The sequence below is a fragment of the Cohnella terricola genome, from assembly GCF_007786475.1.
GTDB lineage: Bacteria > Bacillota > Bacilli > Paenibacillales > Paenibacillaceae > Cohnella > Cohnella terricola.
Map to the genome: position 1 here is coordinate 13,531 of NZ_VNJJ01000007.1, position 14,087 is coordinate 27,617.

The following is a 14,087-nucleotide window of genomic DNA, read 5'->3' on the forward strand; positions in this document are numbered from 1 at the left end:
ATAACAACGATTTACCTTACACATTGTATCGTCGACGGTCGTGCCTGACAACCGCGCTTCGAGCCGTTCTTGTAGAGGAAATTCTTCCAGTATACGTTTTGTTGGCATTGATAATATCCGGCATATCAAATATCTTGTAATTGTGGAAATCTAGATTAGATTTAATCGAATGCGGGGGGCAAAGCGAACATGATGAAAGCGAACCGAATGGAAGCGTTCAGCGACGGCGTGTGGGCTATTATCATTACGATTATGGTACTGGAATTCAAATTGCCTGAAGGCCACGACTGGCAGTCCTTAACTGCCCTTGGTCCGAAATTTCTAAGCTACATCTTTAGCTTCGTGTATGTCGGTTTATATTGGAATAACCACCATCATCTGCTGCACATGGTTCGTACGATCAACGGCCGGTTGATGTGGCTCAACTTGCTGCTGCTCTTCTGGTTAACTTTTGTGCCCTTTACGACCGCTTGGATGGGGGAAAGCCATTTCGCCGCTACCCCGACGGCATTGTACGGGATCGTTCTGCTGCTTGCGGCGACCTCCTACTGGTTGCTTCAGCGGGCAATCATTAAACAGCACCCCACCGATTCCACATTCGTCTCGTCGATGGGCAACGACTGGAAAGTTAAGCTATCGCCTGTGCTCTACCTCACCGCTGTCCTGACCGCCTATTTGAGCCCTTGGGTGTCCGGTTCCTTTTTCGTACTCGTCGCCGCGATCTGGTTTTTTCCGGACAAGCGGATCGAGCATGCCTTGCGCAAGTCTGATTATAATCAAACAAAGCCTTGAAGCATAAATACGAATTGGCTTATGGTGTATGCATCAAGCATAAGGAGGCTATTCGCATGAAAAATAAAACGAATCTCACCGTGCCGGCATATAAGGGGGAACACTTTCTAAACGCATGAACGGTGTACCCCTTTATATGCGTTATCTAAATAACGCTTAGAAGGGGAATATTCGATGCATTCGCCAGTTCGCAAATTTTTTTCCTATTACAAACCTTATTTAAGCTCGTTTCTTTCGGTCTTGGCCTGCTCCTTTATCGTATCCGGCATCGCTTTGGCATTTCCGGCACTCGTTAGATACATCACCAAAAACGTTCTGCAAGGCGATTTATCAACCGCTCTGCATGAGGTTTACGGGATCGGTGCGCTCATGCTGGTTCTCGTCGCGATCCAGAACATCGGAAATTACTATGTGGACTATAAAGGCCACGTCATCGGCTCTCGCATGGAAAGCGACATGCGCAGCGAGCTGTTCGCCCATATGCAGAAGCTCCCCTTGAGCTTCTACGACCAAGAAAAGACCGGCAGCCTCATGTCGCGAATCACGAACGATTTGCTGCTGCTCTCCGAGCTGTACCATCATGGGCCGGAAGACTACGTGAAATATCTCGTCCGATTTATCGGGGCATTTATGATTTTGTTCTCAATCAACGCGCCCCTGACGATCGCCGTATTCTGTTTCTTCTCGTTCTTATTTCTCTTGGCCATCTATTTCAATAAAATGCTGAACAGGACGATCAGAAAAAACAAAGAAAGAATCGCGTCCGTAAATGCTCAAGTAGAGGATAGTCTATCGGGAATCCGCGTCGTCCAGTCGTTCGCCGGCGGCGACGTCGAGATCGAGAAGTTCAAACGGGAAAATGATCGTTTCCTTGTAAGCCGAAAAGCGACGCACAAGGCGGAAGCGCTCTTTTACAATAGTTTCGAAACGATTATTCAACTGATCACGATTACCGTGATCCTCTTTGGCAGCGCCAATATCGTCCACCATGCTTTGGATCTGGCCGATCTGATTACTTTTCTGCTCTATATCGGCTTTATGATCGAACCTATTCAACGGCTGAATCACATGAGCACGCAACTTCAAGAAGGAATCACCGGATTTCAGCGTTTCATGGAAATCATCAATCTGAAGCCGTCCATCGAGAGCAAAACGAACGCCATCGTCTTGCCCAAGGTGCAAGGAGAGATCGAGTTCAAGCAGGTTTCCTTCCGTTACGAAGAGCAGGGGGATAGCGTTCTAAGCAAGCTCTCGCTTCGTATACGACCGGGAGAGTACGTTGCGCTTGTAGGACCGTCCGGCTCGGGAAAAACGACTCTGTGTTCGCTCGTTCCCCGTTTCTATGATGCGACTGACGGAGAAGTATCGCTAGACGGGTTCGACGTCCGGGAACTCGACCTGCACTCGTTAAGAAAACATATCGGGGTTGTCCTGCAGGATGTTTACCTGTTTGCGGGAACGGTGATGGAAAACATTCGTTATGGAAACGAAGCAGCCAGCGACGAAGAAATTATCGCGGCGGCCAAGCTCGCCAATGCCCATGATTTCATCCTTAACTTGCCGAACGGTTATCGCTCCGAGATCGGGCAACGAGGCGTCAAACTATCCGGAGGGCAGAAGCAGCGGTTAAGCATCGCTCGCGTATTCTTAAAGAACCCGCCCGTGCTTATTCTGGATGAGGCGACAAGCTCACTGGATAACGAGAGCGAAAGCATCGTTCAAGCATCTTTGGACCTGTTGGCCCGGGGACGGACGACCATCGTCATTGCCCATCGGCTCTCGACCATCCGCAATGCGCAGCGCATTGTCGTATTGACGGAAGACGGGATCGCGGAACAAGGCACGCACGATTCGTTGCTTGCGCTCGACGGGACGTATGCCATGTTGTACGCCAAGCAGTTCGAAGCGCAATAGGTTTCCACAATTCAAAACGGAGTCGACGCTTTATGCGTCCGACTCCGTTTTGATCAGCTTTTGCGGCTTGCCGTCAGTCAATCAATTGCAGTTCTTTGGCCCGAACGACGGCTTGCCCTCGCCGCTTTACGCCAAGTTTGCCGAAAATCCTGGAAGTATGCGTCTTGACCGTCGTTTCTGCAATCCCGAAACGCTCCGCAATGTCTCTATTGGATAACCCCTCCGCGATAGCCGCTATGATTTCGATTTCCCGCCCGGTCAGCGGCTCGATCATCCCCAGTTGAACGGAACTTGCAGCGAAAGGAGCTTCTGCCGCAGCGGCGGTTTCGTCATCCAGCATTTTATAATAAATCATTCGCGTCAGGATGAGCTCCAGCACTTTCACATCGCGATCGATGAACACGCCCGCCACATGCCGATTTTCGAGATATAGCAATAAGGTGGATCGCTCTCCCGGAACAACGATCGGCATGCACAGAATCGATCGGGGTCTCCGGGCTTCAATATAGGGGTCTTTCATAAAATAACTTTGGCTCGCATCATGAAGCACGAACGGCTCATTGGTCGCGAGCGTATGACGCAAGACGCCCTCCGCATACAGCCCGGCCGCTTCGTCGTCCGGTTGAATGTCCAACCCGGCTCCGATAGAATAGCCGTTCTCCCTGCAGATCAACACGAATCCTCGGTCTGCCCCCGCTTGACGAAGGGCTGCCTCAAGGAAGCTTTCCATCCAGTTGATTTTGTTGAGCTTGCCGGACCAACTGACGATCTCTCGCAGCAGATCGTCTTCGCTCTTCGAAGCCCCCTGCTCCCCCGGAACGTCCCGTTGCGGCAATGTTGCGATTGGGCGTTCGTAATCGGTCTTCCCCTCCAAGACCTGACCTTCATAAGACCTTGAAGCATAATTCAACAGATCGGCATGTTTGTTCTTAATTTGCGTAACTTTCGATGTTACGCCCCAAACGGAATAAGCGGTGCATGCGTCCATCATGGCGATCATCGCCCCCGACCGGCTAATGAGATCGTTACGATAACAATCCGCAAGCCGTTCGCAAGCGATCCCTTCCATTAAACCGTATTTCTCGACTCTCGCCTGCTTCACCGCTGCCGTATACTCGCGCAGCGCTCCCAATTGATTTCCGGCTATTCGTTCCCATTCCGCTCTCATTAACAGATGACCGGAGGAATTCAAGCCAAGAAACCCCTGCCACTTCTTCATATTTCGCAATTGTTTGCGCATAGCTTTCCGGATACGCCGACGCTCTTCCGAATTCACCTCCGGGTATAAAGCAGCTAAAGTCAACGTTTCATAAAAGCGTTGCTTCCGGACTCGCGCCCAATCCGCCGCAAGCTCGTTCTCTCTTCCCCACTTTGCCCAATACAGTGCCTCCCGGTACTTGCCGGTCAAATAAGCCGCTTCCAGCCTGCAACCGCAACTGTAGTTGTCCTCGTCCTGCTGTTCCGAATCTCCTTTTGATGGCGCGGGAATGGCGACGAAATCGTCTTGCAACGTTTCGTCTTGAAGCGTCGCCACATAGTTGCTTGCAACGCTTACCATTTCCAGGATCTTATCATTCGCATTCTGCCGCATGTGAATCTCGAAGAAATTCAACAAATCGGATAACGCATAGAGATCCCCGTTATAAGTAACAAGGCATGTAATCAAAGCTGCATTGGCAAACTCCTTGTCCGCGAGTTCCAATCCACGGCGCATGGCTTTGACCATATAAGCGGATGCTTCCGCAGGTTTCTCCAATTGTTTGGACATTCCCCAAATGAGGGCAAATCGATGTTTAAATCTTGAATCAGATATTATCGTGCTATGTATAGACTCCAGATCGCCGAACGGAACAACTTCAGCATAATACGGAATCACTCTCTGCAAGAGCAGTTCGTATGCGCCGATCATGAGGGCCAGCGATTCGTTCATCCCTTTCTTAATCCCATAACGAATAAATCTGGCGTACAGCTCCACTAACGCCCCCGCATCGTGTTCGAGGAGCGGAAAAAACAGTTGTTCCATATGTCCGCATAATGCAGCGTAATCTTCATCGTGATCAGGGGCGAAGTGATGAAGACGATCGCGATTTCGATTCAAAAGAAATCTGGTATGCATGACTTCTTTGATGATGGCGAACTTGGTACTCTTCTCTCGCGGCTTCCAGCCGTAAGCCGTCAGGGCCTCTATTCCGTACTGCACGGCGATCTCGTTCTCAACGAACCCGTGGAATTGAATCAATGGCTTCCAAATCTGCGAACGCTCTGCCCGGCTCAGCTTGCCATCACAATCTTTCAATTCCAGCAAAAGCTTCCTCGCCTGCTCGGTATTCCCGCACATATATTCGGACCACGCCAAGGCCACCCTCAATTGAAGGATGAGCGAGCCCGATTCGATCTCTTGTTCCTCTGCCGCAAGACGCAGCCCTGCTTCGGCATATCGTTTTCCTTTGGCATAATGTCCATCTTCCAAAACCTTCAGTCCTGCTTGAAGATTATGCTCGGCCAACTGCCGCGTTTCCCGGTCAGGCATGACCGTGACGCCCAGATTCAAATGATCTATCGCAGCCAGCATCGTATCTTCGTTCGAACCCGACTGACGGCGCTGCAATAGCTGTCCGATCTTCAGATGCCGCTGCGCGTTCCGTTCCGTATCGAAGGCATACGCCATGCGATGCATGTCGTCATGTACGAACATATAGATTCGATCTTGTCCGTCCTCGGGTGCCGTTTCATCCTCTCGCCAAACGATTCCTTCCGTTTCCGCGCCGTTTATTAAAAGGAACGCCGTTTCTGGCGCATATCCGCATGCTTCGGATAGGACGGACAGACGAAAAGTCGGCCCGATAGCGGCAGCCATGGCCAGGAGTCTCTTCGTTTCATCCGGCAGCTTGACAAAGCCCGCCTCCATCAGACGATAATTGGCTTCCGAGTCGCCCATCTGCCGTACGACTTCCGGATCCCAGGTCCATTGACGCCGCTCTTCGTCGAAGCCTAGCTTTTTCTCCTTTAGCCAGCTTTCCATCAGCAGGCGTAAGGAACGGGGATTGCCGGCAGTCTGATTATAAAGAGACCTGGCCAACAGACGGATACGAGCCGAATCCTCATGCAGGGCATCTGCAACATAACGTCTTACGTGTTCGTAACCGAAAGACAGAAGCGCGACTTGTTCCGCTGGATTCGTGCGCCATCTCTCGGCAAGCCATGCGTGTTCGTTCGCTTGCTCCCGGCAAGCCCCGATCAGGAGCAGCCCAGGGACCGATTCCTCCATCGTCAGCACGCGAATGACAGCAAGCGTGCCGGTATCGGCCCGTTCCAAGTCATCGATAAACAGGACAAGCGGAGGCGTGCATGAGGCAAAACAACGAACCAGACCCGGCAATAGTTCACCGAAACGATTCCAGTCCTCCGCGCCCAAGGCGGCCGTCTCGGCCGATCGGCTTTCAAACAGCGGCTCGGCCTCGGGCAATAACGAGATGATGAGCCGCGAGTGCAGCCAGTATTCCGTGCGAAACCTTATCTTCACCCCCGCAATGACATCGGCCGGCTCGCTCCAAAGCTGTTGAATCCATTGCCGCAAGGCTTGGATAAGGGGCTCATACAGCTTAAGCTGTAGCGACGGTTGGCCCCCCCCTTCGACAAACCGACCTCCCCGCCGAACAACTTTCGATCGAAGTCTATGAACGAGCGCGGTTTTACCGATCCCTTCTTCGCCAATCACCCATCGGAACGCTTTCAAACCATGAACTGCCTGTTCAAGCCCCGCTTCCAGTTGCTCCATAGCGGAGTCGCGTCCGTACAAGGATTCCGAAACGCGGAACGTACGAATGTGATCCAACCGGCCGATATCAAAAGGAGCCAGCTTCCCGTCGCCCTCCAACATCCTCCGACATTGCTTTAGATCGTCTAGTAAACCGTAAGCGCTCTGGTAACGGTCCTCGGGCGATTTGACGAGCAGCTTTAAAATGACGGATTGCAGCGGCCCATCCGATTCCGGCCGGATTTCGGCTGGGGGACGCGGGATCATATGAATATGCGCGGTATCCCATTCCTCTTCGTGATCGGGGCGAAACGGCAACCGGCCGGTTAGCAGCTCGTACAAAATGACGCCCAGCACATATAAATCGCTGCGTTCATCCGGTACCCGATTGAGCCGGCCAGATTGCTCCGGAGATTGGTAGGCTCCTTGCCATTGCGAGCTTTCGGACAACCGCGCGGATTTCCCATCCCGTTGCAGGCTTATCGTAGAAGGACTCAAGCACCCGATCACCGAAGTCTGCCGGTGTTCGCGGTACACCATCTCCGTTACGAGAACGGAAAGCCGAATAAACTCCGATATCTCCAGCTGCGAGTCCACAATATATTCTTTTAACCACTTATCGTCGCCGATGATCATGCACACCTATCTAGCTGTATTTTTATTCCGAGAAAAATAGAGCATTGTCAGTAATGCCTCGGCCCTCAGATTGCTCTTCAAGAATATGAACGATCGACTCAAATGTATGTACTCCTAGAGCAACATTGACTATAAACTCCACTGCAAAATTGCGCTCCATTCGCAGGTGGTACCCATTCAACATCAGAAATGCCTTTGTAACTAGATAGGCTGTCCGCTTATTGCCATTGTGAAAACAATGGTTTTTTACAAGAGACTCCAATAATGCCGCGGCTTTATCAAACAGAGAAGCGTAAGCATCTTTCCCCATAATGCTTTGTTGCGGTCTGTGCACCGCGGAGTCCAACAAACCATGATCCCTCACTCCGGCTTGCTCTATGTCATTCATTCTTTTCATCATGAAATAATGTGCCGAGATAACCTCTTCTTTGGTCAGAAAATTTATCATATCAGCGGTCCCTTAAGTCCTCAAGAATCCCTTCATCTTCTTCGAAGACATCGAAGAAAGCTTCAAGAACTTCAGGACGAACACCATCAGGCAGTTTGCCATGCCGCACCTTTTTCAAAACCACTTCACCGCGATCGTTTTCGACGAATTCGATTTCATCGCCTTGCGAAACATTTAACATTTTAGCTAGGCTCTTAGGCAAGCTTACGCCTAAACTATTCCCCATTCGCCCTATTTTACGAGTATAACGAGTCGCTTTCCCTTTATCGTCTGTCAATTTGACCACACCATTCATTTTTCATTCTCCTTTACATAGTATGATCGACAGCCACAAAGTTATACCAGTAATAACAGTTATAACATTTTAAATCTATTTTATCAGTTCTTCTTAAAGAATCCAATCTTAAAAAGCCTAACATCCGATTATCGATGTTAGGCCTTTTTGCGTCCGATATGATAACTGTGAACATGCATCGCCTTAAATCCGAGCACTATCAATAAGTATCTTCCGATGTGAAACGGCCAATGCCTTTTAACGTATAATCAAAGAATTTTAGAATTAGCTCGTTCTCCGTTTCGATGCAATAATAGGGATCGATCGTCGCTTTGCCGCCTTGCAGCATATTGGCGAGCAGAGGAGAGAACAGCGGCAAATCCGTGAGGCTTAAATGCTTGGCGCCTTGAAAATGGACAGTGTACGCTTCCTTGAAGCTTTGATCTACCTCGTCGTTTGCCGCATAAGTAGAGTTCCTTCCAAGCTGTTTCCAAACATCGTCGGAATAAAGGTTAAGTATCGGGATCTCGTAGAATTTACCGCTTGCCGCAAAATCGTTTTGCTCGGCCGCCTTCATATCGTTGCGCCATGACAACAGACGAACGACGGCATAGATAACCGCTATTTCCAATGCCAATACGAGGATGTTGACGACATTCTCGACAATACCGAAAATAGCCGCCAAGGAGATCAGTATCGTTTCCAAAGCCAGAAAATGAAGAGTCAATCTTATCCGCATATTCCTCTCGCTGATATGGAGCGGAGGATTTAAAATCAGTCCAACCCCTGCGCTGATGAGCGAAAAGCCCATGATAATATAAATCGACTTCAAATCGAAGGGCATATCCGGATAAAAAAGTTGCCGCAAAAACGTGAGAACGATGATGATGGATGCGAAGATGACCAAAAAATTTAAAATCACCTTTTTGACGAATTCACTTGGCTTCATAGTAGACGTTCCTTCTTTCACAATCCAAGCTTATTTTTAAGCACCGGCACATACTGCCGCGATATGACCACGCGTTCCCCGTTATCGAGCACCGCTTCGAATCTGCCGCTGAAATGTCGTTAATCTTGATGCGGTGAATACTGTCGTTCTGATAGCCGAGCAAAATAAGCTCTTCCGCTTTTAGCTTGTCTACGATTTCGTATATTTTGCCGTTGACCTCATGGCATCGGATAAGGATTTCCTCTTCCCGCTCCTTCCCTATCCGTTCTATCGAAACTTTCATATCCCCACTCGCTTTTGCCGAAATTAGTCGTTAGTTGAATTGGCAGTTGGACCTGCATGCTAACAGATTACTATAACCGAGTCATTCCTCATAGTGATATGTCTCTATGACTTTTTTCGGCGGGAAGTCACTATGAGGATATGACTTTTATTCGACTCCCCTCATTTTGACTCGAAACCCTTCCTTCATTACGAGTTTCTTCATAAAGATACCCCTTTATAGGTATAGAGTAATCCATAGATTTGTTTTATTTATATATGGGGTAGTTGCCGTTTTTACTTTTGCATATACCGGGAGGATTAAACGAGGAAAATATGGATCAGTGGAGCAATTCGGAAACTGCGTTGTATTCTTCTATTTTTACTGTTGTTCTTGGCTTAATCTTTTATTTTAAATTGTGGTGGGAAGGTTCGGGAGCGAGTTGGAAATTTACCAAGTGGTTTTTTGCCTTTCTGGTTATCGTCACATTGATTGTTGGAATATGCGTTTACTTTATGAGCTAACGGGCTTCCAGCGGCTTCAACACTTAAGGAGGACATAAGAAATATGAAGGAAATACGAAAACGAATTTTCAGCCTTTTGCTGGCGGCGGTGCTGGTTCTTGCCATGCTGCCTTTGCCTGCACGGGCAGCTGGTCTCGTGGAGCAGTTCAGTCTTACCCCTGGCGGCACCTATTATTTTGATCTTTCGGATCAGGATATTCCGGGGTTGATGGTGAACAGTAGTTTGCCTGACATCAGTCTGAAATGGGTGCCTTTTACCTATGTCGGAACAATTAATGCCTATTCAATCGATGCATTAGGTATGGCCCCCTCTTCTGGAAGATCCGGCGACCGCAGTTTGTTCGTGGCGGACTACAATGTGACGCTTGCTCCCTCTTGGGGTGTGCTTCAAACAGCGGGTTTGATTTTTGGAAAGAATTATTCCAGAAACGGCGTCCTCTACAATCTTCGTGCTTTGTCTGTCGGCAATGAAAGAAGCAGCGCCATTTCGGGGGCGCCAGCTAACAATGAATGGGATCAGATTAAAAATAAAAACGAGAATTATTTGAAAAATTGGAATGCGAAGTGGTCTTGGGGGCAAGAAATAGACCTCTTATTTAGTGATAACAGTGCTGTACGCGGAAACTTTGATGTGGGCGTTTGGGCGAGCTTCAGCAGAAATAACCTCAACGACCCGAGCATTGGTTTTCGCCCCGTGCTTGAAATTATGAATGTTGGCGCACTGGGCCGTAACGGATTGAAAACTGTTACTTATGATATGGGCAGTAATGGTACACTGGGCAATGGGCAACTGACATCTGCCACAGTGGTCTACTCCGGTACGTTAACCTTGCCGCAAATCACGCCTCAGAACGGTTTTCAGTTTACAGCTCCCCAACAATCTGCCGCACTCGGCTGGTTTGATGGAATAGGGTTTAGAACAGGCGGATCGCCGGTTCCTAATCTTCCTACAGGGACGATCTTTACAGCTTGTTACAACCCGTATCCATTCATCACAACAGAATCCCTGCCTGACGGTACGGAGAATACATCCTACAGTTATACCCTCACTGCTGATGGTCAAACACCTATCACATGGAGCATGCTGAACGACTTACCGGAGGGCTTATCACTGAATCAGGATACTGGCGTGATTTCCGGCACACCCGTACAAAGTGGAACAACCAATCTCGACGTTAAAGCGACCAACGCCCTTGGCAACAACATTCAAACACATACGCTTACAATAAAACCTGACCCTAACATAGCCGTTGTAGCGGCGGCAAAGACAGCGGTGGAAAATGCTGCCTACCCGGCAACAACACAGGCTGCTCACGGAACGGAATCCGTCGTGAAAGGTTATGTTGAAAATCGGGTCAAAGCAGCGGTGAATAACAGCGATGTTACGGTCACTGTGGACAAGGTCAGCTACGCCCCGCCTGCGGCGGGCGACGCCGAGAGCCCAATTGGGTCAGACGGCAGCTATATCTTCACGGTCACGGTGGCAAAAGGCTCGCAGAGTCAAACCACCGCACAGAAAACCATTGCCATCACCGCAACGCCTTTCACTGGTGTTACCCATGTGCAGGCAGTGGCGGCAGCAAAGGTGGCTTTGGTGGACGGATCGGTCGATGTTCCTTTCGGTGCATCGCAGACAGACAAAACAGCGGCAGTACAAAGCTATGTGAACGGTCTGCTTACCGGCGATGCCGCAGGGGTAACGGCAGCCGTCTTCTACAACAGCGGCACAGGCAACTATGATGTTGCGCTTTCCAAGGGAAGCGCAAGTGACAGCAAGACCCTTGCCATGACGGTGAATGAATCGGCAGACCCGGACATCGCGATCGTGGGGACGGCCAAGGCAGCTGCGGACAACGCAGCCTATCCCGGCATCACGCAGGCAGAGTACAGCAATGAAGCCGGTGTAAAAAGCTATGTTGAAGATCTGGTCGAAGCAGCCGTAAACAACAACGATGTTGCGGTCACCGTCACCAAGGCGGGCTTCACTGCGCCGATAGCGGGCGATGCCGACAACCCGCAGGGCACAGACGGCAGCTATACCTTCACCGTCACGGTGGCAAAAGGTTCGCAGAATCAAACCACCGCACTGAAAGCCATTGTCATCACCGCAACGCCTTTCACTGGTCTTAGCAATGCGCAGGCAGTAGCGGCGGCAAAGGCAGCTTTGGTGGACGGATCGGTCGATGTCCCTTTCGGTGCATCGCAGACGGACAAAGCAGCTGCAGTACAAAGCTATGTAAACGGACTGCTTACCGGCGATGCCGCAGGGGTAACGGCGGTCGTCTCCTACAACAGCGGCACAGATAACTATGATGTTGCGCTTTCCAAAGGAAGCGCGAGTGACAGCAAGACCCTTGCCATGACGGTGAATGAATCGGCAGACCCGGACATTGCCATTGTGGTGGAGGCAAAAACAGCGGCAGAAGGCGCAAGCTACAGCACCATGACCCAAGAGGAGGCAACCAGCGAATCGGTTATTGAGACGGCATTGAAAGCAATTGCCGAAGCAGCGGTAAAGAACGGCAATGTTGCGGTCACGATCAATAAGGTCAGCTACACTTCGCCGATCGCCGGAACCTCCGCAAATCGAAGCGGCACAGACGGCAGCTATGTATTTACCATCACCGTAACCAAGGGGGCGCAGAGCCAAACCACAGGGCAAATCAAAGTGAACATTTCTGCCACTGTCGATACAAGCCGAGGCACTCCTGGTGGAGGCACTCCTGGTGGCGGTGGTACACCTAGTGGCGGTGGTACACCTGGCAGCGGCATTCCGGGCGGCAGTACTCCTAGCAGTGGCACTCCTCGGGGCGGCACACCTGGCGGTGGCACTCCTGGCGGCAGTACTCCTAGCAGTGGCACTCCCGTCAGCGGCTCCTCCTTTGCCGATGTTGACAAGAAAGACTGGTTCTTTGACGCAGTCGCCTATGTCCGCCAGAACGGCTTGATGTCAGGAATAAGCGAAACGACCTTTAGCCCCCATTTGACCGCCAACCGCGCCATGATTGTAACCGTGCTATATCGCATGGCTGGCAACCCGCATGTGACCGGAGAAAATACATTCACTGATGTACCTTCCGGTACGTGGTATACGGATGCTATCAAATGGGCGACGCAGAACGGCATTGTGAGCGGCTATGGCAACAACAGCTTTGGCATCGATGACGCAGTGACCCGAGAGCAGCTTGTCGCCTTGCTGTATCGCTACGCACAGTATAAAAACCTTGATATTACCGCGACGGGTGATCTGTCCGGCTTTGCAGACAAAGACAAAATTTCCGCTTGGGCGACTGACGCTATGAAGTGGGCGGTTGGAAAAGGTCTCATCTCCGGCAAAGGCAATGGAAATCTTGACCCGTCCGGCACGGCGACCCGCGCGGAAATCGCGGCGATTCTAATGCGATTTTTGATACAATAAGAGCCTGTTTCATATCTCGCTGTACTCGGTATTTGGCGTATTTTGCGCAAATGCTGATACACAGCCCATTCAAGAGAGCGCTGCTTATCGCGCTCTCTTTTATCTGTATAAATTGAATCAAAGACGCAACAACGAACAGGCTGACGGAATCGTCCATCAAGCGGAACCGCGATGATGCGCGAAATCAGTTCTTCAAATAATAATCGCCTTCCAGATCACGCAGAAGATCCGTATGCTCGGGCTTCCAGCCGAGCAGTTCTTGGGTTAGCTTACTCGAAGCTTGAATGTTCTGCGATGCGAAATGCGTCAACCAACCAAAGTGTTCGCGAGCCTCTTCCGCAGACTTGCTAGCTACAGGAAGATCGAGGCGACGCCCTACGACATCTGCGATTTCGCGAAAAGAAACGCCTTCCTCGCCGATGGCGTGCAGCTTGGAGCCCGCAGGAGCATCAAGCGCCAGTCTGAAAAGTCGTGCGGCATCCAGTCGGTGCACGGCGGACCAGCGGTTGGAGCCTTCGCCCACATATGCCGAGACACCTGTGCGCCGAGCGACATTAATCAGTGCCGGAACAAAGCCGCCGCGGTCGCCATCGCCGTGTACCGAAGGCGGGAGCCTCAACACGGATACGCGCACCCCTTTGGAAGCCAAGGAAAGAGCCTCATCTTCAGAAGCGATGCGGTGCTTGCCTGCCGTGTTGGCATCGGGAGCATCTTCCTCTGTTCCGACTCGTCCCGGTGCAAGGTGAGCAATTACCGACGTAACAACCAAAGGACGGCCCGAACCGGCAAGCGTCTCCCCGAAAGTCTGAACGGCATGCAGGTCCGTTACTCCGGCATTCGCCATGTTCGAAAAATCGTGGTTAAAGGCAGTATGAATGACGCCATCCGATGCTTCGGCACCGCTTCTCAGGCTATCCAGATCATCCAAAGAACCACGGTGCACGGACGCTCCGGCTTTAAGCAGAGAGCTGGCTGCTTCATCCGAGCGAGCCAGGCCAACGACTTCGTGTCCTGCGTTTAACAATTCGCCCACGACGGCAGAGCCGATAAACCCAGTCGCTCCTGTTACAAAAATACGCACTAAGAGATCCTCCTCTGTAAACCAGAATTTAC

At 50.7% G+C, this 14,087-nt stretch carries 9 protein-coding genes; 3 read left to right on the plus strand and 6 right to left on the minus strand.

Annotation, left to right across the window (positions count from 1 at the left end; all coding sequences use genetic code 11):
- Window positions 1-192: 192 nt before the first annotated feature.
- Window positions 193-792 (plus strand): TMEM175 family protein, encoded by a 600-nt coding sequence (locus FPZ45_RS13810; RefSeq protein ID WP_144703192.1) that lies wholly within the window; start codon window positions 193-195, stop codon window positions 790-792.
- A 174-nt stretch (window positions 793-966) separates the two neighbouring features.
- The gene (locus tag FPZ45_RS13815; protein WP_144702733.1) at window positions 967-2,706 is read left to right on the plus strand and encodes an ABC transporter ATP-binding protein; all 1,740 of its coding nucleotides are present in this window, start codon (window positions 967-969) and stop codon (window positions 2,704-2,706) included.
- A gap of 73 nt (window positions 2,707-2,779) precedes the next feature.
- Here the strand turns inward: FPZ45_RS13815 and FPZ45_RS13820 are convergent, their stop codons facing one another.
- The 5 genes from FPZ45_RS13820 to FPZ45_RS13840 form a co-directional block, all read right to left on the minus strand.
- Window positions 2,780-7,099: an AAA family ATPase gene (locus FPZ45_RS13820; RefSeq protein ID WP_144702736.1), complete on the minus strand. Its 4,320-nt coding sequence runs from the start codon at window positions 7,097-7,099 to the stop codon at window positions 2,780-2,782.
- A gap of 22 nt (window positions 7,100-7,121) precedes the next feature.
- Entirely contained in the window at window positions 7,122-7,547 is a 426-nt protein-coding gene (locus FPZ45_RS13825) for a type II toxin-antitoxin system death-on-curing family toxin (RefSeq protein ID WP_144702739.1), read from the minus strand.
- 1 nt (window position 7,548) lies between these two features.
- Window positions 7,549-7,842: an AbrB/MazE/SpoVT family DNA-binding domain-containing protein gene (locus tag FPZ45_RS13830; protein ID WP_144702741.1), complete on the minus strand. Its 294-nt coding sequence runs from the start codon at window positions 7,840-7,842 to the stop codon at window positions 7,549-7,551.
- Window positions 7,843-8,041: 199 nt separating this feature from the next.
- Window positions 8,042-8,770: a TDT family transporter gene (locus tag FPZ45_RS25345; RefSeq protein ID WP_186438393.1), complete on the minus strand. Its 729-nt coding sequence runs from the start codon at window positions 8,768-8,770 to the stop codon at window positions 8,042-8,044.
- Window positions 8,757-9,053, minus strand: coding sequence for a hypothetical protein (locus tag FPZ45_RS13840; RefSeq protein ID WP_246120449.1), 297 nt, complete (start codon window positions 9,051-9,053; stop codon window positions 8,757-8,759). The genes FPZ45_RS25345 and FPZ45_RS13840 overlap by 14 nt, the downstream gene beginning before the upstream one ends.
- 546 nt (window positions 9,054-9,599) lie before the next feature.
- Between FPZ45_RS13840 and FPZ45_RS13845 the strand changes: the two genes are divergently transcribed.
- Window positions 9,600-12,974 (plus strand): S-layer homology domain-containing protein, encoded by a 3,375-nt coding sequence (locus FPZ45_RS13845; protein ID WP_144702744.1) that lies wholly within the window; start codon window positions 9,600-9,602, stop codon window positions 12,972-12,974.
- Between the two features lie 184 nt (window positions 12,975-13,158).
- On the opposite strand, the gene FPZ45_RS13850 is transcribed toward FPZ45_RS13845, so the two are convergent.
- On the minus strand, window positions 13,159-14,055 hold the full coding sequence (locus tag FPZ45_RS13850) for an SDR family oxidoreductase (RefSeq protein WP_144702747.1): 897 nt from the start codon (window positions 14,053-14,055) through the stop codon (window positions 13,159-13,161).
- Window positions 14,056-14,087: the final 32 nt, after the last annotated feature.

Excerpts from the sequence above, each read along its gene's own strand:
- FPZ45_RS13830 (WP_144702741.1), bottom strand. The coding sequence starts at position 7,842 with ATGAATGGTGTGGTCAAATTGACAGACGATAAAGGGAAAGCGACTCGT.
- FPZ45_RS13825 (WP_144702739.1), bottom strand. The coding sequence starts at position 7,547 with ATGATAAATTTTCTGACCAAAGAAGAGGTTATCTCGGCACATTATTTC.
- FPZ45_RS25345 (WP_186438393.1), bottom strand. The coding sequence starts at position 8,770 with ATGAAGCCAAGTGAATTCGTCAAAAAGGTGATTTTAAATTTTTTGGTC.
- FPZ45_RS13810 (WP_144703192.1), top strand. The coding sequence starts at position 193 with ATGAAAGCGAACCGAATGGAAGCGTTCAGCGACGGCGTGTGGGCTATT.
- FPZ45_RS13845 (WP_144702744.1), top strand. The coding sequence starts at position 9,600 with ATGAAGGAAATACGAAAACGAATTTTCAGCCTTTTGCTGGCGGCGGTG.
- FPZ45_RS13815 (WP_144702733.1), top strand. The coding sequence starts at position 967 with ATGCATTCGCCAGTTCGCAAATTTTTTTCCTATTACAAACCTTATTTA.
- FPZ45_RS13820 (WP_144702736.1), bottom strand. The coding sequence starts at position 7,099 with ATGATCATCGGCGACGATAAGTGGTTAAAAGAATATATTGTGGACTCG.
- FPZ45_RS13840 (WP_246120449.1), bottom strand. The coding sequence starts at position 9,053 with ATGAAAGTTTCGATAGAACGGATAGGGAAGGAGCGGGAAGAGGAAATC.